A 25059-nucleotide genomic window follows, 5' to 3' on the forward strand; every position below is an offset into this window, starting at 1 on the left:
AGGAGTCTCCGATGACCACCACATCGAGTCCGCCGTTCGTGTTGCCGACCGCCCAGGCCCAGACCTCGATCGACCGGGCCGCGATCCTGCACTCGGGCAACGCCGGCGTGATCGTCGAACGGGTCGGTCAGTTGCGTGCCGAGTTCCGCTCCGAGGCCCGGCAGTTCGCCCGGGAGCTGTCGGAGTACCTCAACACCAACTACGCCGGCATCATCACGGTGTTCGTCTACGAGGAGACCTTCGGCACGAAGGACCGCCTCCACTGGCTGATGCACCTGAAGTCGCTGCACGCGTACGAGACGCTGATCGAGATGGGCAGCCGCGACGCCGGCTGGCGGGACATCATCATGCGCCAGCGCATCGACCCCGCGCGCGGCGGCGGCACGTGGGACCGGATGTTCCTCGACGGCGACCTGCACGAGACGGTGCTCATCCCGTCGGCCTTCGGCATGTACGGCACGTCGGACGAGACGCCGGACTCGGTGCGGACCACCGAGGGCGCCGCCACGTTCACCGTACCCACCGCGCAGCTCCAGACCGACGTGCCGGTCGAGGACCAGCTCAACTCCGCCACCTGCGGCATCCTCATGCACCGCACCGGCGAGCTGCGCTACGAGTTCCGGGCCGAGGGGCGCGCGTTCGCCCGCGCGCTGTGCGAGAGCTGGAACCGGGCGCTCGCCGGCCACGCCACCATCTACCTGTACGAGGAGGCGTTCGGCCGGTCCGACCGCATCCACCACTTCATCCACCTGAAGTCACTCAGCTCGTACTACACGCTGATGGGCGTCCGCGCGATGAGCGACCCGGCCACCCGCGAGGTGTTCACCCGCCAGTGGATCCCGGAGGAGAAGGGCGGCGGCGGCTGGGAACGGATGTTCGTCCAGTCCAGCCTGTCCGACCTGTCGCTCACGCCCCAGCACTGGGGCATGTACGCCACCAAGACGGAGCGGTGACCGATGCCCGTGACTGACTGCCTGCACACGATCTTCTCCCGGCGGGCGGCGGAACAGCCGCACCGGATCGCGGTGACCTGCGGCGACCACCGGCTGTCCTACAGCGAGCTGGACCGCCTGTCCGGTGAGCTGGCCGAGCGGCTGCGCGGGTACGGGGTCGGCCCCGGCGTCCACGTCGGGGTGTGCGTGGACCGCTCGGTCGACCTGGTCGTGTGCGTGCTGGCGGTGGTGAAGGCGGGCGGCGCCTACGTGCCGGTGGACGCCGAGCATCCGGCCGCGCGGGTAGCGGCCGTGCTGGCCGGCAGCCGGGTTCCGGTGACGGTGGCGGTGACCCGTACCGCCGACTCACTCGCAGAGTGGTCGGGTCCGGTGCTGTGGGCCGACGACAGCGAGGACGACGACGACACCGACGACGAGGACGGCGAGGGCACGGCCGTCGAGGCCGCGGCCGGTGCCGGCCCGGCGGACCGGGCCGTCGGCGCGGACGCGGTACGGGAGCCCGCCGGTGAGGCCGGGCCGGACGACCCCGCGTACGTCATCCACACGTCGGGCTCCACCGGGGCGCCGAAGGGCGTGGAGGTGTCGCACCGCAGCGTCGTGGCGCTGCTGGAGCACGGCGCGGAGCGCTTCGGCTTCGGCGGCGACGACACGTGGACGCTGTTCCACTCGATCGGCTTCGACTTCTCCGTCTGGGAGCTGTGGGGGGCGCTGCTGTCCGGCGGCCGGCTCGTCGTCGTACCGGGGAGCGTCGCCCGGACCCCGGCGCTGATGCTGGACCTGGTGCGGCGCGAACAGGTCACGGTGCTCAACCAGACCCCCTCGGCGTTCCGCCAGCTCGCCGCCGCCTACCTGGCCGACGAGGGCCCGGACGACCTGCGCCTGGTGGTGTTCGGCGGCGAGCGGCTCGACGTCGCGATGCTGGCGCCGTGGATCGCCCGGCGCGGCGACGACCGGCCGGAACTGGTCAACATGTACGGCATCACCGAGGTGACCGTGCACGCCACCGAACGCCGGATCGTCGCGGCGGACCTCGACCGGCCGTCGGTGAGCCCGATCGGCCGGCCCCTGCCCGGCGTACGGATCGAGCTGCGCGACGAGACCGGTGCGCCGGTGCCGGACGGCACGCCGGGGGAGCTGTACGTGGCGGGCGCCGGGCTGGCGCGGGGCTACCTGCACCAGCCGGAGCTGACCGCCGAACGCTTCGCCGAGTCCGGCGGTGAACGCTGGTACCGCTCCGGGGACCGGGCCGTGCGGACCGACGGCGACCTGGTCTACCTCGGCCGGGTCGACAGGCAGTTGAAGGTCCGCGGCTACCGGATCGAGCCGGGCGAGGTGGAGGCGGCGGTCCTGGCGCACCCCGGCGTCGGCACCGCGCTGGTGACCGCCCAGGACTTCGGCGATGGCGACGTACGCCTGGTCGCCTACGTCGCGCCCCCGCCCGGCGCGGACCCGTCCGCGCTCACCGAGGCGGACCTCGCCATGACCGTGGCGGACCTGCCCGGCTACCTGCGGCCGTCCCGCTTCCACGTGGTCGCCGACATCCCGCTCACCGTGCAGGGCAAAGCCGACGTGGCGGTCCTGGACCGCCTGGCCGAGCCGGCCGAGCCGGCCGAGCCGGCCGAGCCGGCCGGCGACGACGCGGTGTCCGGGGTGAAGGCCATCGCCGACGAGGTGCTGCGCCGCGACGTGCCGGTGGACGGCGACCTGTTCGACCTGGGCGCCACGTCGCTGGCCCTCACCCGGATCGTGGCCATGGTGAACGACCGGTTCGGCATCGCGCTGACCGGCGCCGAGATGGAGGAGCCCACGGTCGGGTGCCTCGCCGAGGTGGTGGACGCGTCCCGACGCCACCATTCCCTGCAACAGGTAGGAGGATGACATGGAGGACGACTACACGCTCACCGCCGAGGAGCTGGCCGACTTCCACCGCAACGGGTACTTCGGCCCGTTCCCGGTGTACGAGGTCGAGGAGATGCAGCGGCGGTGGCGGCGGGAACGGCTGCGCCTGCTGGACCGCTCGCACGCGGTCTACCAGGACGAGGCCGCGCTCTCCGGGAACACCAACATCTCCAACTACGACCGGCACCTGGACAACGAGTTCCTGGCCGACCACATCTGCCACCCGCGGATCGTCGACCGCGTCGTCAGCGTGCTCGGCCCGGACGTGCAGTGCTGGCGGTCGGAGTTCTTCCCCAAGTACCCGGGCGACGAGGGCACCGACTGGCACCAGGCCGACACGTTCGCCAACGCCTCCGGCAAGCCGCAGATCCTCTGGCCCGGCGACGCGAAGGACTTCGGCGGCACGATCACCGTCTGGACGGCCTTCACCGAGGCCAACGAGGAGACCGGGTGCCTCCAGTTCATCCCGGGCACCCACCGGACGATGTTCTACGACGAGACCAAGCGCATGCACTACGACCCGGCCTCCATCAACAGCACCGACAAGGACGGCGTACGCCGCGGGTTCTTCGGCTACGACTACCGCGAGCTGCAGATCGACCCGGACTGGAAGCCCGACGAGTCCAAGGCGGTGTCGATGGTGATGCGGCCCGGCGAGGCGATCATGTTCTGGTCGACGCTGATGCACGCGTCGCTGCCGCACGCGGGACGCACCGAGGAGATGCGGCTCGGCTTCGCCGGCCGGTACGTGCCGGTGTCGGTGGACGTCTACCCGGACACCGACGTCATCGAGGAGTACGGCGGCGCCGTGTCGCTGGACCGCTGGGGCTCGGTGCTCGTCGCGGGACACAACGGCAACCCGCACAACCGGATGGCGACCGAGACCACGCGCGGCCACCGGTTCACCCGGCGGGACCGCTCCGGGGCGCGGGTGTCACCGGCATGACCGTCTTCGAGGTCGTGAAGGCGAGCCTCGTCGAGGTCGTCCCGGACGTCGACCCGGCGAGCGTCACCGCCGGGCGCACGCTGAGCGACCTCGGCTGCACGAGCATCGACCGGGCCGAGGTCGTGACGCTGGCCATGGAGCGGCTCGGCATCGTGGTGCCGATCTCCGAGTTCCGCGACGTCAACGACCTCGACCGGATCGTCGAGCTGCTGCGGACGCACATGTGAGCACGGTCGCGGTGACCGGCACCGGGATCGTCTGCGCGATCGGTGCGGACGTCCCGTCGTTCACCACGGCGCTGCGGGCGGGCCGCAGCGGTGTCGTCGGCACCGCTGACGGCCTGGCCGCGCCGATCACCGGGTGGTCGTTCGACGACGCGGTGGCCGGCGTGCCCGAGCCGCTGCGCCGCCGGGCGGTCCGGGCCGCGGCGCGCGCGCCGCAGCCGGTGCGGGCCGCCGTCGCGGCGGCGCTCCAGGCGTGGACCGGGGCCGGCCTGCCCGGCGCCCGGATCCCCGGCGACCGGGTCGGGATCGTGGTGGCCGGGCACAACCTGACCGCGCGGTACACGCACGAGCTTTACCGGACCTGGCAGGAACGGCCGGCGTACCTGCCGGCGCGGTTCGCCCTGCACGTCCAGGACACCGACCACGTCGGGACGCTCAGCGAGGTGCTGTCCGCCACCGGCGAGGGTTTCACCGTCGGCGGGGCCTCGGCCAGCGGCAACGTCGGCATCGTGCACGCCGCCCGGCTGGTCGCCGCCGGCGCGGTGGACTGCTGCGTCCTGGTCGGCGCGGTCACCGAGCTGACACCGATGCACCACCGGGGTTTCGCGGTGCTCGGCGCGCTCGCCGAGCCGGGTGGCGACCCGGCCGCCGCCTGCCGGCCGTTCGACCACGACCGGCGCGGCTTCGTCCCCGGCGAGGCCGCCGCGGCGCTGGTGCTGGAACACCCGGCCGCCGCGGCCCGGCGCGGCGCGGCGGTCCTGGCGACGGTGGCCGGGTACGCCCTCGGCCTGGACGCCAACCGGCTCGCCGACCCCGACGCGGCCGGGCAGGCCCGCGTGATCCGGGCCGCCCTGGCCGCCGCGGGGCTGGCCCCGCACGAGGTGGACTACGTCAACGCCCACGCCACCGGCTCCCGGCTGGGCGACGAGACGGAACTCGCGGCGCTGCACGACGTGCTCGGCGCCGCCGCCGGCCGGCCGTGGGTGAACGCCACCAAGGCGCTGACCGGTCACTGCCTCGGCTCGGCCGGGGTGGTCGAGGCCGTCGCCACCGTCGCGCAGCTCACCGGCGGCTTCGTGCACCCCAACCCGAACCTGGCCCGACCGATCGATGCCCGGATCCGGTTCGCCGGCGCCGGGCCCGAGCCCGCCCGGCTGCGGTACGCGCTGTCCACCGGCTTCGGCTTCGGGGGCATCAACACGGCCGTGGTCCTCGCCCGTACCGCCGATGGAGGTTGAACGATCATGTACGACGTCGTCGTCGTCGGGGCCCGCTGCGCGGGCGCGCCGACCGCCATGCTCCTGGCCCGCCAGGGCCACCGGGTGCTGCTGCTGGACCGCAGCGCCTTCCCGGCCGACAAGCTCTCCACGCTGTACATCCAGCAGCCGGGCGTCGCGCGGCTGGCCCGCTGGGGTCTGCTGGACGCGCTTCGGGCCACCGGCTGCCCGCCGCTGGACCACGTCGTCTACGAGTTGGGTGACGTGCGCGTCGAGGGCTGCTGCAGCGGCATCGACGGCATCCGCGCGGCGTACGCGCCCCGCCGCTCGATCCTGGACCCGCTGCTGGCCGGCGCCGCTGTCGACGCCGGCGCCGAGTTCCGCGACGACTGCCGGGTCACCGGCCTGCTGTGGGAGGACGACCGGGTCGTCGGGGTGCGCACCGACCGCGGCGACGAGCGGGCCGCGCTGGTCGTCGGCGCCGACGGGATGCGCTCCACCGTCGCCGGGCTCACCGGCGCGCCCACGACGACGTCCCACCCGCCGCTGACCTGCGCGTACTACGCGTTCTGGGACGGGCCGAAGACACACTTCGAGATGTACGAGGGCGACACCGGCTGGGTGTCAGCGGTGCCGACGAACGACGGCGCGGTGCTCATCGCCGCCTACTACCCGCAGCAGCGCTTCGACGAGGTCCGGCACGACGCGCGCGCGGCCTACCTCGACAACGTGCGGACCAACGCGCCGCGGCTGTACGAGCAGATGGAGCGCGGCCGGCAGATCGGCGGCGTGCACGGCACGGGTGACCAGCAGAACTTCTTCCGCCGCGCGCACGGCCCGGGCTGGGCGCTCGTCGGCGACGCCGGCCACCACAAGGACTCGCTGACCGCCCGCGGCATCTCCGACGCGTTCATGCAGGCCGACCTGCTCGCCGAGTCGGTGGGCGAGCACCTGGCCGACCGGACACGGCTCGACGCCGCGCTGGCCGACTACGACCGGGAACGCGAGCAGCGGCTGATGGAGAACTACCAGGCGACCCTGCTGGTGGCCCAGGCCGAGGCCCGGGACAAGCGCCGCGCGCTGCTGCGCGCCGTCGGCAGCAGCCCCGAACTGACCACCCGCTACTTCGACGCGGTGGCCGGGATCGTGCCGCTGCGGGAGCTGTACACACCGGAACTGATGGCGCTGATGTCCGCCCCGACGGCCCCCTGACACCGCGCCCTATTGAGCAGACACCCGTGCCGGTGATCGGCGACCGTCAGATCCGCAGACGTCTTGCGATCCGACCTCACCGGCACGACCTTTGTGGAGGAACCATGTCGCCCACCCCTTACGACTCGCCCTTCAATCGCCGCGCGCTGCTCCGGATGGGGCTCGTCGCGGGCGCCGCGGTGGCCGGCGTGCCGCTGCTGTCGGCCTGCGGCGACGACGACGAGCAGCCGTCGCCGGCGGCGGCCGGCGGGGGGTCGCTGGCGGTGCTGAAGGTGGGCGCGCCGAACGCGGTCACCGACGCCGAAGCCGGCAACCCGCTGCTGACCAGCATCGGCGCGACCCTCATCGTCATGCGGCACGTGTACGACTCGCTGATGGTGCTCGACAACGGCGAGTACAAGTACCAGCTCGCCGAGTCGGTGCAGCCGAACGCCGACGGCAGCGTGTGGACGATCAACCTGCGCTCCGGGGTGACGTTCCACGACGGCAAGCCGGTCACCGCGGCCGACGTGGTGCACAGCATCCGTACGCTCGGCGCCAAGCCCAGCAACCGGGCCTCCGTCTACGCCAACGTCGACCTCGCCAAGGTGACAGCCGTCAACGACCGCACCGTCACCGTCCCGCTGCTGACCCCCCGCGGTGACTTCAAGGAAGCCGTCCTCGTCGTCTTCTCGCCGGTCTTCCCGGCCGGCATGACCGAGTTCAGCAAGCCGATCGGCTCGGGCCCGTACCGGCTGGCCGAGCGCAACGGCACCACGACCCGGCTGGTCGCCAACGAGCAGTACTGGGGTGGCAAGCCGAGCGTCGCCGAACTCCAGATCGTCGGCATCCTCGACGCCGGCGCCCGGCTGTCGGCGCTGAAGGCGGGACAGGTCGACTACGCCGTCAGCATCAGCTCCACCGGCGCGAAGACCGAGGCGGCGAACAGCGAGCTCACCGTCGTACGCGGTGGTCCGGCGAACGCCAACGCGCTGTCGTTCGCGATGAACCAGAAGCTCGCGCCGTTCGACGACGTCCGGGTCCGCCAGGCGGTCCGGCTCGCCGTGGACCGGCAGGCGCTCGTCGACAACGCGCTGCTCGGGCTCGGCTCGACGGCCGACGACGTGGTCGGCAAGAGCCTGCCCGGCTACGCCGACCTGCCGGCGCGCGCCCGTGACCTGGAGCAGGCGAAGCGGCTGTTCGCCGAGGCCGGGATCACGAAGCTGACGCTGCGGACCGGCGAGATCGTCCCCGGCATGCTCAACGCCAGCCGGCTGATGGCCCAGCAGCTCAAGGAGGCGGGCGTCGAGCTGACCCTCCAGGAGATCTCGCCCGACGCCTACTACGCCGACCTCATGACGCTGGCCACGCACCCGTTCCAGGCGTTCTACTACGTCAACCGGCCGGCCGCCGTGCACCTGTCGGCGGTGACCCACGGCAAGGCGCCGTTCAACGTCACCGGCACGTCGGCGGCCTACCAGGCGCGGCTGGCCAAGGCCCAGGCGACTGTCGACGACAACGCCCGCGCCGAGGCGTTCAAGGCGTTGCAGGAGGAGTTCTACAAGGAGGGCGGCGACCTGCTGTGGGGCTTCCAGGAGCAGCTGGACGCCGCCCGTAAGGGGATCAGCGGGGTCCGCACGATGCAGTCGGTCCAGCTGTTCGACCGGGCGACCGGGCCGGCGTGACCGCGCTCGGGTTCCTGGCCCGACGGCTGCTGGCGACGGTGGCCACGCTGTTCGCGGTGGCGGTGGTGCTCTTCGCCGGCTCGGAGGTGCTCCCGGGTGACGCCGCGTCGGCGTCACTCGGGCCCGACGCCACCATCGAGGAGGTCGCGCAGCGCCGGGCCGAACTCGGCGTCGACCGGCCCTGGCCGGTGCGGTTCGTCGAGTGGGGGACCGCGGCGCTGCGCCTCGACCTGGGCACCAGCACCTCGATGCACCGGCCGGTGGTGGACGTCGTGGCCGAGCCGCTGGCCGCCACCGGCCTCCTGGTCGGGCTCACCGCGGCGGTGACGGTGCCGCTGGCGATGGGACTGGGGCTGCTCACCGGGCTGCGGCCGGGCGGCCGGGTGGACCGGGCGGTGTCGGCCGTCGCGGTGGTGGCGGTGTCGATCCCGCAGTTCGTCACCGCCGGCCTGCTCGTGCTGGTCTTCGCCGACCTGTGGCCGCTGCTGCCGGCGATCTCGCTGCCGCCGCTGGGCGGCGGACCGCTGGACCGGCCGGAGATCCTGGTGCTGCCGGTGGTCGCGCTGACGCTGTTCGGCGCGGCGTGGGCGAGCCGGATCGTGCGGGCGACTGTCATCGACGCGGACGCGATGCCCCACGTCGAGGCGGCCCGGCTGGCCGGGCTGCCCGAGCGGGTGGTCGTGGCGCGGCACCTGCTGCCCGCGGCGGCGCCGCCGTGCGCGCAGACGTTCGCGTGGCTGCTGTCCGGGCTGTTCGGCGGCACCACGGTGGTCGAGGTGGTCTTCAACTACCCGGGCCTGTCGCAGACGCTCGTGGCGGCGGTCCGCAACCACGACACCGCCGTCCTGGAGGGGGTCGGGCTGCTCCTCGCCGCGATCATCCTCGTCTCGTTCATCGTGGCCGACCTGCTCGTCCTCGCGGTCGACCCCCGGCTGCGGGTGGCCGCCCGATGAGGGCCGCGCGGTGGCTGCTCGCCGGGACGGCCGTGGCCGTGGTGCTGTTGGTGCTGGGCGTGGCGCTGTTCGGCCCGTTGTTCGCCGGCGAGCCGGAGCGGATCGTCGGGTTGCCCTACAGCGCCCCGACGGCCGGCAGCCCGCTGGGCACCGACAGCGCCGGACGGGACGTGCTGGACCGGGTGCTGGCCGGTGGCCGGCCGCTGGTGGCCGTGCCGGTGGTGGCGACGATCCTGGCCACCGTGCTCGGCCTGGTGCTGGGCCTGGTCGGCGGCTACTTCGCCGGGATCACCGATGCCGTGGTGTCCCGGCTGGACTACCTGCTGCTGGGCCTGCCGCCGGTGCTGATCCTGCTGGTGCTGCTGCACGGCTGGGGGTACAGCGCCACCACGATGATCATCGTGGTGGTGCTGACCGGCACGCCGTTCGTCTCCCGGGTCACCAGGGCCGAGACGCTCCGCGCGGTCGAGGACGGGTACGTGGTGGCCGCCTACGCCGGCGGCGACTCGCACCTGTCGGTGATCGTCCGGGAGATCCTGCCGAACATCGTCCGGCCGGTGCTCGCCGACTTCGGCACCCGCCTCGCCATCGCGGTCACGCTGACGGCGGCGGCGGCGTTCCTCGGCTTCGGCTCCAGCGGCCCGAACTGGGGGGCCATGATCAGCCAGAACGTCGAGGGCATCCAGCTCACCCCGTGGGGCGTCGCGGTGCCGGCGATCCTGCTCGGTGTGCTCACCGTCGCCGCGAACCTCGGCATCGACCGGATCGTCGGGCGGGTGCTGCGATGATCGAGATCAGTGGGCTGCGGGTCGAGGACACCGCCGGCCGGGCCGTCCTGGAGAACCTGTCGCTGCGCGTCGCCGAGGGTGAGCGGGTCGCCGTCGTCGGCGAGTCCGGGGCGGGCAAGACGACACTGGCGATGGCCCTCGTCGGCGCGGTACGGCGCGGACTGCAGGTGGCCGGGGGCACGGTCGTGGTCGACGGGCACGACGTGCTGACGGCCTCCGGCGCCGAGGTACGCCGGGTCCGGCGGCGGGTACTGGCGTACCTTCCGCAGGACCCGCCGTCGGCGCTGAGCCCGACGCTGCGGGTCCGGGCGCAGATCCGGGAACTGGCCGCGGACCGGTCCGACGCGGCCGTGAGCCGAGGGCTGGTCGAGGTGGGCCTGCCGGGCGACCGGGCCTTCCTGCGCCGGTACCCGCACCAGCTCTCGGGCGGCCAGCAGCAACGCCTGGCGCTGGCCCGGCTGCTGGCCGGCGACCCGCGCGGCCTGGTGCTGGACGAGCCGACGACGGGCCTGGACGGGCTGGTGCGCAAGCAGGTGCTCGACCAGCTGGACCGGCTCTCCGCCGACCGCGGGCTGGCGGTCGTGTTCGTCACCCACGACCTCGCCGCGGCCGCCCGGATGACCGATCGCCTGATCGTGCTGCGGGGCGGCGTCGTGGTCGAGGAGGGACCGACAGCGCAGGTGCTCGCCCGCCCGGCCGCCGCGTACACCCGGGACCTGCTCGCCGCGGTGCCGGACCTGCCGGCCGAGATGCGCCGCCGCGCCGCCACGCCGGTGCGGGGCGCGGAGGTCCTGACCGTGTCCGGGCTGACCGTGCCGCGCGGGGGGCGGGTCGTCCTGGACGACGTATCCCTGCGGTTGCGCGCCGGCGAGGCGCTGGCCCTGCTCGGCACGTCGGGCTGCGGCAAGACGACGCTCGCCCGGGCCGTCGTCGGAACACTGCGCCCCAGCTCGGGCCGGGTGACGCTGTCCGGCGAGGTCCTGGAGCCGACGCTCGGGCGCCGGCCGGTGCACCAGCGACGCCGCATGCAGCTCATCCCGCAGGACTCCGGGGGGTCGCTGAACCCGCGGCGGCCGGTGGGCGCGGCGATCGGCCGGGTGGTCCGCCTGGCCGGTGGGATGACGGCCGAGGCGGTGGCGGCGGAGACCCGCCGGCTGATGGGGCTCGTCGGCCTGCCGGGGGAGCTGGCGTCGCGGCTGCCGCGGGAGCTGTCCGGCGGGCAGCGGCAACGCGTCGCGATCGCCCGCGCGCTCGCCGCCGGGGCCGACGTGCTCGTCTGCGATGAGATCACGTCGAACCTCGACGCCCAGGTGGCGGCCTCGGTCCTGGCCCTGCTCGACTCGCTGCGGCGGACCCTGGGCCTGGCGGTGCTCATCGTGACGCACGACCTCGGTGTGATCGCCCGCAACGCGGACCGGGTCGCCGTGCTCAGCGGCGGGCGGATCGTCGAGGAGGGGACCGTCGAGCAGGTGTTCGGCAACCCGCGCCACGAGGCGAGCAGGATGCTGCTGGACGCCGCGCGGCCCGTCACGGCGGTGGCGGACGTGCCGTGACAGCCCGAGGCGGAGGGCCGCTACCGGCTTCCCGGTAGCGGCCCTCCGCCTCGATCTCAGCGCGTCAGACGAGCTCGTCGAGGAGTTCGTAGTTCAGCGTGAAGGTGTGGCTGCCGTCCTCCAGCTTGCGCATGGTGGCGGTGCCCTGGATGCCGGCGAGCCCCTCGGTGCCGGTCCCCGGCACGATGTGCCACTCGGCGCCGCCCTCCTCGTCGCTCATCAACCCGACGGCCTGGTGCTGGAGCATGAAACTGCCCTTGGAACCGCCGATCGACACCTCGATCACTTCGTGACCGACGTATCCGGCGCCGCCCTTGCCATAGGCGAACAGGAACTGCGCGCGGCTGGTGCCCTCGAGTTCACCGGAATACGTCTTGGTGACCGAGGCCCGCGAGAATTTCATGCCGTCGGGGGTCTCCTGCCACTCGTCTTCGTCCCAGGAGTCGAGCGTAAATGAAGCAGTCGCGGTGCTCACCTTGTCTCATTCCTTCCGTGGTTCTCTTTCAGTCCCAGACCGAGGCGCAGAACGGGTGACCGGCCGGGTCGAGGAAGACCCGCCACTTCGCGTCGCCGGGCTGGTCGGCGGGCTTCGTCGCACCCAGGCGCAGCAACTCGGTCTCGGCCGTCTCGATGTCGTCGACGGCCAGGTCGAGGTGCAGTTGCTGGGGAACCGTCTGCCCGGGCCACTCCGGACGCCGGTAGTTCTCCACCCGCTGCAACGCCACGGCGACGCCGTCACCGTTGCTGAGGAACGCGCCGGACTCCGACTCGTGCACCGGCTCGAGGCCGGCCGCTTCCCGGTAGAAGGCCACCAGCGGGGCGATTTCGGAACAATCCAGTGTTACCGCCGCCAAGCGACCGACAGCCATTCATGTCTCCTGGAGATTTGTCGTCCGATCGAAAGCGTGGCCCGAGCCTAGCAATCCGCCGTCGTCCACGCCACGGTCGCCGGGTGTGTCGCGACCGGCCTGCTCATTAGACGGTTGCGAATGGACAGCAGGCCCCGAAGGTTCGGCAGCATACCGGCTGAACCGTCGGCGGCGCCACCGATACACCAATCGAGTTGCCCTCACTTCGTGCTCACAACAGCGCAGCGTCAGGCGCACTCGTCCGCCACGATTCGCCGGTACCCCAATCACCGGCGTGGAGGAGAACACGGTGGAAGGCTTCGAGATCTTCACCTACGGGGACGCCGTCGCCGACGTCTTCGACGGGACGGGATGGGCCGGCGACCCGGGTGACACCGAGGAGACGATCGAGTGGCTCGCCGAGAACGCCGGCGGCGGGCCCGTGCTCGAACTCGGCGTCGGCACCGGCCGGGTCGCCGTCCCGCTGGCCCGCAGGGGCATCGAGGTGCACGGCATCGACGCGTCGGAGGGGATGCTGACGCAGCTGCGCGACAAACCCGGCGGCGAACTGGTGCACGTGCACGTGCAGGACTTCACCGACTTCACGCTGCCGTACAAGTTCTCGCTGGCGTACGCGGTCTTCGACACGCTGCCGTTCATCACCGACCAGGAGGAGCAGATCCGCTGCTTCCAGAAGGTCGCCGACGTCCTGGAGCCGGGCGGGCGGTTCGTGATCCAGACGTCGATCCCCGACCCGGCGCGGTACGACCGCAACCAGCGCACCCAGACCGTACGGGTGGAGAAGGACCACGTCGTGATGACGTTCACCCGGCGCGAGCGGATCTCCCAGTGCTCGTCGATCCAGTTCGCGGTCCTGCGGCCCGACGGCATCCGGTTCTTCCCGATGCGCATCCGCACCGTCATGCCGTCGGAGATGGACCTGATGGCCCGCCTCGGCGGGCTCACCATGGAGTCGCGCTGGGGTCACTGGGACGGACGACCACTGCGCGACTCCGACGAGCGGCACATCACCGTCTACCGCAAGTAGAGCGGCGGATCGGTGGAGCACAGCCAGACGAGCGCCGGTGGTGCGGGCCGGCGCCTTCGGGTGGTCCTGGTGCAGCAGGGCGTCTGGGACATGCCGCTGGAGTCGCTGCCGCTCGCCTCGGCGTACCTCAAGGCGATGGTGTCCGGCGACGCCGAGCTGAACGACCAGGTGTCGGTGGAGATCTGCAACTTCCGGGGGCGGGTGACGCACGGGGAGATGGCCGCCCGGCTGTTCGCCGGCCCGCTGCCCGACGTGATCGGGTTCTCCGTCTTCGGCTGGAGCCAGCGCGCGTTCGGGGCACTCGCCGCCACCTACAAGCAGCTCAACCCGCAGGGGTGGGTCATCTTCGGCGGCACCCACGTCAGCGCGCAGGCCGACCGCGTGTTCCGGCTCTACCCGGAGATCGACGTGGTGGTCAACGGCGAGGGCGAGCTGACCTTCCTCGACCTGCTCCGCGCCCGGCTGGCCGGCGTGGCCCCCGACGCCCTCGGCGACGTGCAGGGCATCTCCTGGCACCGCGCCGACGGCAGCGTGGTCACCAACCCGGACCGGCCCCGGATCGAGGATCTCGACATCATCCCGTCGCCGTTCCTCACCGGAGCCGTCGAACTGCTCGACGCCGACGGCCGGTTCCGCTACGACGTCGCGCTGTTCGAGACCAACCGCGGCTGCCCGTACAAGTGCTCGTTCTGCTACTGGGGCGGCGCGGTCGGCCAGCGGGTACGCGCGTTCTCCCGGGAACGGCTGCGCGCCGAGCTGGAACTGTTCGCCCGGTGCGGCGTGCACACAGTGGTCGCCTGCGACGCCAACTTCGGCATGCTGCCGATCGACCTGGAACTCGTCGACGACCTCATCGACATCAAGCGGCGGCACGGCTTCCCGCTGGCCTTCGAGAGTTCGTGGGCCAAGAACAAGTCGAAGGTGTTCTACGAGATCGTGCGGCGGATGAAGGAGGCGGGGCTGCGCAGCTCCTTCACCCTGGCCCTCCAGTCGCTCAACCCGGACGCCCTGACCCTGATGCGCCGGCGGAACATGAAGGTCAACGACTGGCGTGACCTGGTGCGGTGGCTCAACCGGGAAGGGCTGGACTGCTACGCCGAGCTGATCTGGGGCGCGCCGGGCGACACCGTCGAGTCGTTCCTGGCCGGGTACGACGAACTCGCCCAGCACGTGTCCCGGATCGCCGTCTACCCGATCATGCTCTTGCCGAACACCGAGTACGCGGAGAACAAGGAGCTGTACGGCATCGTCGCGCTGCGCGGCGACAACGACGACTTCGAGTACGTGCTCGCCCACCGCACCATGACCTTCGCGGACAACGCGGTGATGCAGCGGTTCCTGTTCTGGGCCCGGGTGATGGCCGAGAACGCGGTCCTGCGTCACTGCTGGCTGCCGCTGCGGCGGCTCGCCGGGTGGGAGCAGTCCCGGGTCCTCAACAGCCTCGCCGACTGGGCGGACACCACCACGGCGCGGGAGGCGATCCCGTTGCGGGAGGCCGCGATGCGGGGTCACGGCGGCGGCGCGCCGGCGTACGCGGCCGCCATCGGCTACCTCTTCACCGAGGCGGACGGGCGGCGGGCGCTGGAGCTGTGGTGGCAGGAGGTGGTCTCGCGGCAGCTCGCGGCCGACGTCCGCCCGTTCCTCGACGAGGTGTACCGCTACGACCTGCTGACCCAGCCGGTCTGCGAGCCGGACGGACTCGCCGTCGTCGAGATCGGCGGCGTCGAGTACTTCCACCGCCCGGACGTGACCCTGGCCTACGACGTGCCGGGCGTCCTCGCGCGGATGCGCGCCGACGAGCCGGTCTCGCTGGAGCCGGAACCGATCCGCGTCGACATCTACTACCGCACCGGCGCCATGACCGCGGTCATGTCGACGAACCACGAGGAGATCCTGCACTTCATGGGGGAGGTGCGCAGAGCAGGCACCCCGCTCACAGTCCCCTGACCGATCGCCGGTGTCCGGAGTGGACCGGCGCTGCCATACTCGGCCCGATGGGGTCGTCGTCGAGGTGACTGTGCAGTTCCGGGTGCTGGGTCCGCCGGAGGTCGTCCGGCACGGGCGGGTGGTGCCCCTCGGCGGGCCGAAGCAGCAGGCGCTGCTGGCTCTGTTCCTGCTGCGGCCGAACCGGTTCGTCGCCGCCGACTGGCTGGTCGACGCGCTCTGGGACGCACGACCGCCGGCCAGCGCCCGGACGACGCTGCGCACGTACGTCGCCGGGCTGCGCCGGGCCGTGGAACCCCAACGGTCCCACCGCGAGCCGGCGCGCGTCCTGCGCAGCCACCCCGGGGGGTACGAGCTGCGGGTCGACGCCGACGCGGTGGACGCGATCCGGTTCGCCGGCCTGGTGGACCGGGCTGCGGACGCGCTCGCGGCCGGGCAGGCGGCGGCCGCCGAGCGGACGTACACCGAGGCGCTGGCGTTGTGGCGCGGCGAGCCGCTGGCGGGCGTGGCCGACCTGACCGCGGTGCGTCCGGAGGCGGCCCGGCTGGCCGAGCTGCGGCTGAGCGCCGAGGAGGGGCGGCTGACAGCCGCCGTCGCCGCGGGCCGGCACGCGACGCTGCTGCCGGAACTGCGCCGGTTCGTCTCGGCGCACCCGCTGCGCGAGGGCGCCCGGGCGCAGCTGATGCTGGCCCTGTACCGCTCGGGGCGGCAGACCGAGGCGCTCGCCGTCTTCGACGAGGGCCGCCGGATCCTGGCCGGCGAGTACGGGATCGACCCCGGCGAGCAGACCCGCGCGGTGCACCGGCTGATCCTGGAGCAGGCCGTACCGCCTGATCGGAGCAGTCCCGCGGACACCGGCGGCCCGGCGACCGCCGGGGCGGCGCCGGAGCGGGACGGCGGACCGCTCGTGGGCCGGGACGCGGAACTGGAACGGCTGCGGGGCACGCTGGACGCGGCCACGGGGCAGAGCGGGCGCGTGCTGACGCTGGTGGGGGAGGCCGGCATCGGCAAGACCAGCCTCGCCGCGGCACTCGGCGCCCGCGCCGCCGCGACCGGCGTCCCCGTGGTCTGGGGCCGCTGTCCGGACGTCGGGCAGGCGCCGCCGTTCTGGCTGTGGAGCCAGGTGGTACGCGCGCTGGTGGCGATGCCGCAGACCCGCGCCACCGGCTCGGCGAGCCGCCTGGACGGGTTCGCCGCCGGCGCGCCGAGCGGACCGGCCGACGGTCGCGGTCTCGACCCCACGGCCCGGTTCCAGGTGTACGAGGCGGTGTCGGAACTGGTGCACGCGGCGGCCCGGGAGCGCGGCCTGCTCGTCGTCCTCGACGACCTGCACGCCGCCGACCCGGACTCGCTGCTGTTGCTGCGGTTCCTCGCCACCGCCCTGCCCGCGTCCCGGGCGCTGGTGGTCGCCACGCTGCGGCCGTACGACGACGACCCGGCCCTGGTGGCGACAGTCGCCGAGCTGGCGCGCGGGGGCGGCTTCGGTCAGGTCCGGCTCGCCGGGCTGGACGCCGCGGCGGTCGCCGACCTGGTCCGGGGCCGCACCGGCGTGGCGCCGCCGGAGCCGGTGGTGACCCGGCTCGTCACCCGGACCGGCGGGAATCCGTTCTTCCTCACCGAGCTGCTGCGGTCCCGGACCGATCCGGGCGCCGCAGCGGAGCTGCCGCCGAGCATCCGGGACACCGTGCGGCTGCGGCTAGCCGGACTGCCCGGCCCCGCCCGGCGCTGCCTCGACCTGCTCAGCGTGGCCGGGCACGACCTGGACCTGGCGGTGCTGGCGGCGGCGCTGGACAGCACCGCCGAGACCGTCGCCGAGGACCTCGCCCCGGCCTATCCGGCCGCGCTGGTGGTCGAGACCGGACCGGGCGCGCTCGCGTTCCGCCACCCGCTGATCGCCGAGGTCACCTACGCCGAGCTGGTCCCGCCGCGCCGGGCCGCGCTGCACGCCCGGCTGGCCGCCGCGTACGAGCGGACGGCCGGCACCGCGCCGGCCGAGCTGGCCCACCACTACGGGGAGGCGGTCGGTCTGGGCCACGGCGAGGACCACCTGCGGTGGTCGCTGCGCGCCGCCGACGACGCCACCCGCCGGGTCGCCTACGAGGACGCGCTCAGCCACCTCGAACGCGCCGCGCTCCGGCTGGCCCCGGCCGCGCCGGTCTCGCCCGACGCGGCGGCCACCGAGCTGACCGTCCAGTTGCACCGCGCGTCCCTGCTCCAGATGACAGTGGGCGTCGGCAGCGACGCGGTCGACCGGGTCTGCGCCCGCGCCCGAGAGCTGCTGACGCTCGTCGGGCCGGACGCCGACATCCGCCACGCGCTCTGGGCGCTCGGCGAACTCGCCGCCAACCGGGCCGAGTTCGCGATCTGCGCCGACCTCGCCGGGCGGCTCGTACGGGCGCCCGACGACGGCAGCGGGCTGACCGCCGTCGCAGGTGAGTACCTGCTGGGCGCGGTCGCCTACTTCACCGGCCGGCAGGCCGAGAGCGAGCGGCGGCTCACCGCCGGGATCGAGCGGCTGCGTACCGTCGACCGGGCGCTGCTGCGCCGCGAGGTGGGCCGCCGTCCGGTGCTGGCCTGCCACAACTTCCGGGCGCTCGTGCGCTCGATGCGCGGCGACCCGGCCGGCGCGCGGGCCGACATCGCCGCCGCCGAGGCCCTCGCCGAGGACCTCGACGACCCGTACGGCCGGGCCAACGCGGCGCTCTACGCCGCCTGGCTGGCGATGCAGGAGCACGACGTCGCCGCGGCCGACGCGGCGGGGCGACGGTGCCGGGACATCGGCCGCGCCACCGGCCTGCCGCACATGACCGCGACCGGCGCGTACTTCCTGGAGTGGGCCGCCGCGCGCGGCGGCGACCACGGCCGGCTCGACGCGATGCGCGCCGCCGCCGAGGAGTTCTACCGTCCCGGACTGCGGTCCACCCGAACCATCACGCTCTGCGCGATGGCCGAGGCGTACCTGACCGGCGACCGTCCGGACACCGCGGCGACACTGGCCGAGGAGGCGCTGGCAGTGGCGGACCGGGTGGGCGAGCGCGTCTTCGTCGCGGAGTTGCACCGGATCCGCGGCGCGGCCCGGCGCGACCGCGCGGAGTGGGACCTCGGCGCGCGGATCGCCGCCGAACAGGGCGCCGGGCTGCTGCTGCCCCGGTTCGCCGTCTTCTGACCGGCGTGGAATCCCGCCTCCACGCCGCCTCCACACACTTTCCACAGCCGTTCCACGCCCGGCTGGTGCCCTGGTCGGTGTCGGGTAGGACGGCCGGAGCCGTCCGGGACCATGTTCCGAAGGGGCACCACCATGGGATCAGCTCAGCCGCCGGCTCACCAGGAGGTCCAGGAGGTCGAGGTCGCCGTCGTCGGCTGCGGGCCGGTGGGTGCGCTCACCGCCAACCTGCTCGGCGCCCGCGGGGTCACCACGCTGGTCGTGGAGCGCAGCGCCACGCCGCACGGTCAGCCGCGGGCCTTCTCCTGTGACGACGAGGCGCTGCGCATCTACCAGCAGGCCGGGCTGCTCGACGAGGTACGCGACGAGACGATCGCGCCGCCGCTGGTCGAGTACGTCAACGGCGCGGGCCGGGTCTTCGCCCGGATGAAGCTGTCCGAGACGGACTTCGGGTACGGGCACGCGCCGCTGCGCTTCTTCGACCAGCCGCGACTGGAACGGACGCTGCGCGCCGGGCTGGACCGCTTCCCGCACGTCCGGCTCGCGCTCGGCACCGAGTTGGTCGGCCTGACCCAGGACGAGGACGGCGTGACGGTGCTCCTGTCCGACGTGGTCACCGGGCAGCGGCGGGCGGTCCGCGCCCGGTACGTGCTCGGCTGCGACGGCGCCCGCAGCGCCACCCGCGCCGCCGTCCGGATCCCGCTGTCCGGGGCGAGCTACGCCGAGCCGTGGCTCGCGGTCTCCGGCGACGTGCCGCCCGACGCCGTGCGGGTGGCCGACACCACGTTCGTGTGCGACTGGCGGCGCCCGGCGTTCGTCTCTCCCGGCGCGGCCGGCAGCTACCGGATGGAGTTCATGCTGCGACCGGGCGAGACCGAGGACGAGGTGCAGCGGCCGGAGACCGTCGCCGCGCTCGTCTCGCCGTACGTCGACCCGGACCGGTTCGCCGTCACCCGGGCGGTCGTCTACACCTTCCACCACCTCGTCGCGCAGCGGTGGCGGGAGGGACGGGTGTTCCTGCTCGGCGACGCGGCCCACCAGATGCCCCCGTTCATGGGCCAGGGCCTGTGCAGCGGCCTGCGCGACGCGGCGAACCTGTCGTGGAAGCTGTCGCTGGTGCTGTCCGGCGCCGCCGATCCCGCGGTGCTCGACACGTACGAGACCGAGCGGCGTCCGCACACGGTGGAGATGGCACAGACGAGCGTCCGGCTGGGACGCGTCTTCCTGGCCCGCAACCGGATCTCCGCCTGGCTGCGTGACACCGCGCTGCGGGCGGTCCAGACGGTTCCCCGGGTACGGCGGTTCGTGGAGCGCTTCGAGTTCAAGCCGGTGCCGGCGTACCGGCGGGGCCTGATGACCGGCGGGCGGCGGGACGGCGTGGTCGGGACCATGTTCCCCCAGCCGCGGGTCCTCATCCCGGGTGCGCCCGGCGAGCGCCTGCTCGACGAGGCGCTCGGCGACGGCTTCGTCGTGCTGGGTCGCGCCGGTGTGGACGACCCGCCCGGCGCGTGGTGGCAGGGGTTGCCGGTGCGGTTCGTCGCGGTCCACCCGTCCGGCACGCCGCTCGCCGGCCTGCCGGACCCGCTCGCCGGCCCGCCGGACCCGCTCGCCGGCCTGCCGGACCCGCTCGCCGGCCCGCCGGAGTCGTCCGCGGACGGCCGTCCGGACCGGATCGACGTCGTGGACGCCGACGGGGTGCTCGGCGGGTGGCTGCGGCGGCACGGCGCCGACCTGGTGGTGCTGCGGCCGGACCGGTTCGTGTTCGCGCTGGCGACGGCCGATGGGATCGAGCAGGCCGCACGGGACCTGTCGGCCGCCCTCGGTGCGCCGCCGGACGGCGGCCGGAACCGGGCGGCCGGCCCGGGACTCGCGACGGCGCCGGCAGTGCCCTCGTCGTCGTGACCGCCCTCGTCGGCAGCCGGGCCGATCTCCCACGCCCGCCGTCGCGGCGTGCCGACGTGCGGCCCCGGCCGTGGCGGTCCGCCGGCGGCGGTGCCGAGCCGGCTCGGCGTCCACCGCCGCGCGCAATCGTCTTCCCGACTCGGCCGCCCGATGTGGCCGGACGGGCAGGGGGTTGTCTTGCGCGCGGGCAGAAAGATCCGGCACGCCGTTGCGCCGCCCTGGACCGCCGACCCTGTAGCCGGACGTCCCCCGGGGACGAGACTCGTACCGGACCGGCGGTGCCCCGCGTGCGGCACCCGGCCCGGGCCGGCTGTCTCCCGGTCGACCCGATCGAGACTTCCCACTCTCCTACGACGATCGTGCGCCGCCGTCCGGCCTCGCGCCGGACGGTCGTGCGCGCGGAAAGGTGGCAGTGATGCGTTCACGAAGATCAGGCCGGTGGACCGGCGCGGTGGCGGCCGCTCTGGCGGTGGTCCTGCTGGGGCCCGGGGCGACAGTGCCGGGCGCCGCGGCACCGGTCCGGGTCGCCGGCCCGCCGGGAGCGGGCCTCGTCGCCGGCTGCGAGACGTTCGGGTTCACGGCCATGCCGGCGGTCGCCGGTGTGGCCGCTCCCCGTGACGTCGAGGCGGTCGACACCAACCAGAACGGCTTCGACGACCTGCTCGTCGCCTCGGCGAGCGGTGACGGCGACGTGCACCAGCTCATCGCCGTCGGTAACGGGACGTTCCGCACGTCGGTGGGGCCCGGCGCCCCGCCGGAGGTCTATCCGGCGCCGGGCACGCCGCGCGCCGTCACCGTCGGCTACTTCAACCGGGACGCCAAACCGGACTACGCCGTCGCGACCACCGACGGGGTGGGTGTCTGGTTCGGCGCCGCCGGTGGAGACCCGGGCTTCGGGCCGGGAGGGCGCGTGCTGGCCGGCCGCAGCGTGGCGGACGTCGCGGTGGCCGACTTCGACCGTGATCTGCTGCCCGACCTGGCGGCCCTCGACCCGGAGGACCGGACCGACCGGGACGACGACCGGGTGCGGGTGTTCCGCAACCTCAACGGCGGCAGCTTCGACCAGAGGTTCCTCCTCGGTGACCAGCCGACGTACGTCCAGCCGGACTTCCTCGCCGCCGGCGACCTGACCGGCAACGGCGTGCCCGATCTCCTGGTCAGCAGCCGCACACAGGGCACGGTGTCGCTGATCCGCGACGGCGCTAACAGCCCCGCGCCCCGGGTGGAAGGGATCGGCGAGGCGTGGAAGCCCGCGATCGCCGACTTCGACCTCGACGGGCGGCTCGACGCGGCCGTCGCGATCCCCGGCGAGGACCGCATCCGGTTGTGGAGCGACTACCGCGACCCACCGTCCGGCGGCTTCCCGTCGGCGCCCCGGGAGTTGCCGTCGCTGGACCTGGGGCCGCTGACCCCGGGGCGGGAGGGTCCGCACGACGTGGACGTCGCCGACGTCAACCGGGACGGCCGTCCGGACCTGGTGGTGGTCGGCTACGCCAGCCGGGCGGTCTACGTCTTCCCGGGCCGTGGCGACGGCACGTTCGGCACCCCGGCCGTCCTCGCGGCGGGCAGCCAGCCGGTGCAGGCGGCCGTGGGGCGGTTCGACAACAACCAGTCCCTCGACGTGGCCGTCCTGGACGAGGTCGACAACACCCTGCGCGTCTACCTGAACACCTGCACCGCGCCCGGACCGAACCTGACCGCCGGCGGGCTGGAGGTCACCCAGGTCATCCAGGACCTGGGCAACTCCGTCGACCTGGTCGCCGACCGCCGCACCGTCGTCCGGGCGTACGTCGGCACCGACGCGCAGACGCCCGCGGTGACCGCGGCCCTGCACGGGTTCCGGGCCGACGGCACGTCGCTCGGCCCGCCGCTCGCCCCGGCGAACCCGGGCCGCCTGCTGGTGCCCGACCGGACGGTGCGACGCGGACAACTGGGCGGCGGGTTCCTGTTCGAGCTGCCCACCCAGTGGACGAGCGAGGGCCAGGTCAGGCTGCGGGTCGAGATCAACCCGGACCGCCGGGTCACCGAGCCCGACCACCTGGACAACGTGACCGAGCGCACGGTGCGCTTCCAGGCGTCCCAACCGGTTCGCGTCAAGCTGATCCGGTTCGGCTACCAGCGCGACGGACAGACAGTGCTGCCTCCCGAGTCCGACCTGGACCGGGCCGAGTCGCTGCTGCGGCGCACGCTGCCGACGAGCCGGCTGGAGGTCACCCGCGCCGACTACCGCGACGACCACCCGTTCTTCTGGATCGGTGACGACAGCTTCTTCCTCGACGCGCAGGACGCGCGTTCGGTGCTCGACCGCTACCGGCAGGCGACGGCAGGGACGCGGGAGCCCGGCGTCTACCACCTGGTCATGGTGAACCGGGACCGGATGGGCGGCATCGCCGAGAACATCCCCGGATGGGTGGCGGTCGGCGGAGCGCACAACCCCACGACCATCCTGCACGAGCTGGGGCACCTGCTCGGCGCCGGGCACGTGGAGTGCACGGACAATCCCGGCGACGAGACCGGGCCCCGGTCCTACCCGTACCCGCGCGGCACCATCGGCGGGCCGGACCCGGCGAATCCCGGCTTCGCCGGCTACGACATCGGTGACGCCTCGGTCGGCGCTCCGCGCCGGATCGTCTGGGCGCCGGACACCAGCCCGCCGGTCGCCGACCTGATGAGCTACTGCCGCAACACCTGGGTCTCCGACGACCTGTGGCGGCTGTGGCGCAACCGCGTCCAGAACCCGCCCGCCCAGCAGGGCGCGACGGGTGACCTGCTGGCGCTGTCCGGCGCCGTCGGCGACGGCACCGCCACCCTCACCGGGCAGCGCCTGACCCGCACCACCCAGCGCCCGGCCACCACGCCCGGCCCGTACGCGCTGCGGCTGCTCGACGCCGCCGGGGCGACGCTCGCCGAGCATCCGTTCACCCCGGCGGCCACCGAGCACGCCGCGACACGTCCCTTCCAGGAGGTCGTCGACTTCGCCCCCGGCACCCGCCGGGTGACGCTCGTGGACACCCGCGCCGGGCGGGACCTCGCCACCCTCCCGGTGTCGGCGAACCCGCCCGTCGTAGCGCTGGCGGGCGAGGCGCCGCCCGCGTCGGTGCCGGCCACCGGGCCGGTCACTGTGGGCTGGAGCGCCGGCGACGCCGACGGCGGTCCGGTCACCGCGAGCGTCCTGTACAGCCCGGACGGCGCCGACGACTGGCGGGTGCTGGCCACCGGGCTCACCGGGACGTCGTACACGCTGGACGCCGCGCAGCTCGCGGGCACCGGCGGCGCGGCCACCGGCCGGCTGCGGGTACGGGTCACCGACGGTGTGCACACCGCCGACGCGACGAGCGGTCCGCTCACTGTCGCCGGCAAGAACCCGGCGGTACGGATCACCGCTCCGATGGGCGGCACGTTCTTCGCCACCGGGCAGACGGTCACGCTCGCCGCGTCCGTCACCGACCCGGAACAGGGCGACCTGGACGGGTCGGCGGTGCGCTGGACCTCCGACCGTGACGGTGACCTCGGCACCGGCGCCACCCGTACGCCGGGGCAGCTCAGCGAGGGACGGCACGTCCTCACGGTCACCGCCACCGACGCCGACGGCCTGCGGGCCACCGCGCGTACCGAGGTGACTGTGGGCCGGGTCCTGCCGGCCGGTGGCCCGCCCACAGCCGACGCCGGGCCGGACCGGACCGCCGTCGAGGGCGACACCGTCACCCTCGACGCGACCCGGACCACCGACCCGGACGGCGACCCGGTGACCCTGTCCTGGACGGTGCTCGCCCAGCCGGAGGGTGGCGGCCTCGGCGGCGGCCTGCGGCTGGAGGGTCCGGCCCGCACGCCGTCGTTCCGCGCCGACCGGGCCGGCACGTACCGGCTGGAACTGACCGCCACCGACGCCCGCCACGGCACCGCCACCGACACGGTGACAGTCACCGTGGCGAACCGGCCGATCGAGGTGAGCCCGATCGCACTGGACGAGGAGCTGCGGGTGGCCGGTCCGGTCACCGCGCGGGCCACGTTCACCGACCCGGGCGTGCCGGACACCCACCGCTGCGCGGTCGACTGGGACGGCGGGGGTCCGGCCCCGGCCACGCCCGGTGTGGTCAGCGAGGACCGCAACGAGGGCGGCTGCGTCGCCACCGGCGATCTCCGGCCCGGCGTGCACGTCGCGCGCCTCACGGTGACCGGCGACGACGGCGGAACCGGGCAGCAGACGGTACGGATCGTGGTCTACGACCCGTCGGACGTGACGGTCGCCGGCGCCGGCGCCATCGTCTCACCGGCGGGCGCGCTCAGCGCCGACGTGGCCGCCACCGGGCCGGGGGAGTTCGCCTTCGTCGCGGGCCTGGTGAAGGGTTCACCCACGCCGTTCGGCGCGACCACCTTCCGGCTGCCGGGACGCGAGTTCACGTTCGCCGGTACGACACACGAGCGTCTGACCGTCGCCGGATCGGTGGGCCGGTACCAGGGTGAGGGCACCGTGAACGGCCGGCCGGGGTACGCGTACCAGCTCACTGTCGCCGACGCCCCGGACGGACGTGACGTGGACCGGTTCCGGATCAGGATCTGGGAGAGCGACGGAGGGCGCGTCGTCTACGACAGCGGCCGGGGCGCACCGGACGATCTCGACCCGGCGCACCTGCAACCGCTGAACCAGGGCCGCGTCGTGGTCGTCGGCTAGCCCGGCGCCCCTCCCGCCGTCCGCCGCCGGGAAGAGGCGGACGGCGGGAGGCCGCGCCCGTCGCACCACGTAG

The 25059-nt window shown here is 73.8% G+C and carries 17 protein-coding genes; 15 read left to right on the top strand and 2 right to left on the bottom strand.

Features of this window, described 5'->3' with window-relative positions; genetic code table 11:
• Nucleotides 1–11: 11 nt before the first annotated feature.
• From BFV98_RS00820 to BFV98_RS00865, 10 genes are all read left to right on the top strand, one after another.
• Complete coding sequence (locus BFV98_RS00820) at nucleotides 12–953, top strand: DUF6039 family protein (protein ID WP_013476308.1); 942 nt, start codon at nucleotides 12–14, stop codon at nucleotides 951–953.
• A gap of 3 nt (nucleotides 954–956) precedes the next feature.
• Nucleotides 957–2831 carry a non-ribosomal peptide synthetase gene (locus tag BFV98_RS00825; protein WP_071094414.1) on the top strand — a complete coding sequence of 625 codons (1875 nt, stop codon included), beginning with the start codon at nucleotides 957–959 and terminating at the stop codon, nucleotides 2829–2831.
• Between the two features lies 1 nt (nucleotide 2832).
• Nucleotides 2833–3798, top strand: coding sequence for a chlorinating enzyme (locus BFV98_RS00830; RefSeq protein ID WP_071094416.1), 966 nt, complete (start codon nucleotides 2833–2835; stop codon nucleotides 3796–3798).
• A complete protein-coding gene (locus BFV98_RS00835) occupies nucleotides 3795–4025 on the top strand; it encodes a phosphopantetheine-binding protein (protein WP_013287026.1) in 231 nt (76 codons plus the stop codon). Before BFV98_RS00830 ends, BFV98_RS00835 begins: the two co-directional genes overlap by 4 nt.
• Entirely contained in the window at nucleotides 4022–5260 is a 1239-nt protein-coding gene (locus BFV98_RS00840) for a beta-ketoacyl synthase N-terminal-like domain-containing protein (protein ID WP_047890694.1), read from the top strand. Before BFV98_RS00835 ends, BFV98_RS00840 begins: the two co-directional genes overlap by 4 nt.
• A 6-nt stretch (nucleotides 5261–5266) precedes the next feature.
• The gene (locus BFV98_RS00845) at nucleotides 5267–6451 is read left to right on the top strand and encodes an NAD(P)/FAD-dependent oxidoreductase (protein ID WP_013287024.1); all 1185 of its coding nucleotides are present in this window, start codon (nucleotides 5267–5269) and stop codon (nucleotides 6449–6451) included.
• Between the two features lie 104 nt (nucleotides 6452–6555).
• Nucleotides 6556–8115 (top strand): ABC transporter substrate-binding protein, encoded by a 1560-nt coding sequence (locus tag BFV98_RS00850; protein ID WP_013476312.1) that lies wholly within the window; start codon nucleotides 6556–6558, stop codon nucleotides 8113–8115.
• The gene (locus BFV98_RS00855) at nucleotides 8112–9068 is read left to right on the top strand and encodes an ABC transporter permease (protein ID WP_013287022.1); all 957 of its coding nucleotides are present in this window, start codon (nucleotides 8112–8114) and stop codon (nucleotides 9066–9068) included. The genes BFV98_RS00850 and BFV98_RS00855 overlap by 4 nt, the downstream gene beginning before the upstream one ends.
• Nucleotides 9065–9856, top strand: coding sequence for an ABC transporter permease (locus tag BFV98_RS00860; protein ID WP_013287021.1), 792 nt, complete (start codon nucleotides 9065–9067; stop codon nucleotides 9854–9856). Before BFV98_RS00855 ends, BFV98_RS00860 begins: the two co-directional genes overlap by 4 nt.
• Complete coding sequence (locus BFV98_RS00865; RefSeq protein ID WP_071094418.1) at nucleotides 9853–11409, top strand: ABC transporter ATP-binding protein; 1557 nt, start codon at nucleotides 9853–9855, stop codon at nucleotides 11407–11409. The genes BFV98_RS00860 and BFV98_RS00865 overlap by 4 nt, the downstream gene beginning before the upstream one ends.
• A 64-nt stretch (nucleotides 11410–11473) precedes the next feature.
• Here BFV98_RS00865 and BFV98_RS00870 read toward each other — a convergent pair whose 3' ends face one another.
• Together BFV98_RS00870 and BFV98_RS00875 are read right to left on the bottom strand one after the other, a co-directional pair.
• Nucleotides 11474–11884, bottom strand: a complete 411-nt coding sequence (locus BFV98_RS00870; protein WP_013287019.1) for a DUF3224 domain-containing protein — start codon at nucleotides 11882–11884, stop codon at nucleotides 11474–11476.
• 28 nt (nucleotides 11885–11912) lie between these two features.
• A complete protein-coding gene (locus BFV98_RS00875) occupies nucleotides 11913–12278 on the bottom strand; it encodes a VOC family protein (protein ID WP_013287018.1) in 366 nt (121 codons plus the stop codon).
• A gap of 289 nt (nucleotides 12279–12567) precedes the next feature.
• Here BFV98_RS00875 and BFV98_RS00880 point away from each other — a divergent pair, with 289 nt between their 5' ends.
• From BFV98_RS00880 to BFV98_RS00900, 5 genes are all read left to right on the top strand, one after another.
• Entirely contained in the window at nucleotides 12568–13305 is a 738-nt protein-coding gene (locus BFV98_RS00880; protein WP_013287017.1) for a class I SAM-dependent methyltransferase, read from the top strand.
• A gap of 12 nt (nucleotides 13306–13317) precedes the next feature.
• Entirely contained in the window at nucleotides 13318–15252 is a 1935-nt protein-coding gene (locus BFV98_RS00885) for a KedN5 family methylcobalamin-dependent radical SAM C-methyltransferase (RefSeq protein ID WP_030268246.1), read from the top strand.
• 64 nt (nucleotides 15253–15316) lie between these two features.
• Nucleotides 15317–18415: a BTAD domain-containing putative transcriptional regulator gene (locus BFV98_RS00890; RefSeq protein WP_255367948.1), complete on the top strand. Its 3099-nt coding sequence runs from the start codon at nucleotides 15317–15319 to the stop codon at nucleotides 18413–18415.
• A gap of 132 nt (nucleotides 18416–18547) precedes the next feature.
• Nucleotides 18548–20314 (top strand): bifunctional 3-(3-hydroxy-phenyl)propionate/3-hydroxycinnamic acid hydroxylase, encoded by a 1767-nt coding sequence (locus tag BFV98_RS00895; RefSeq protein ID WP_255367949.1) that lies wholly within the window; start codon nucleotides 18548–18550, stop codon nucleotides 20312–20314.
• Between the two features lie 415 nt (nucleotides 20315–20729).
• Nucleotides 20730–24986 carry a VCBS repeat-containing protein gene (locus BFV98_RS00900; protein ID WP_071094424.1) on the top strand — a complete coding sequence of 1419 codons (4257 nt, stop codon included), beginning with the start codon at nucleotides 20730–20732 and terminating at the stop codon, nucleotides 24984–24986.
• Nucleotides 24987–25059: the final 73 nt, after the last annotated feature.

The organism is Micromonospora sp. WMMB235 (assembly GCF_001855515.1).
GTDB classification, from domain to species: Bacteria; Actinomycetota; Actinomycetes; order Mycobacteriales; family Micromonosporaceae; genus Micromonospora; species Micromonospora aurantiaca.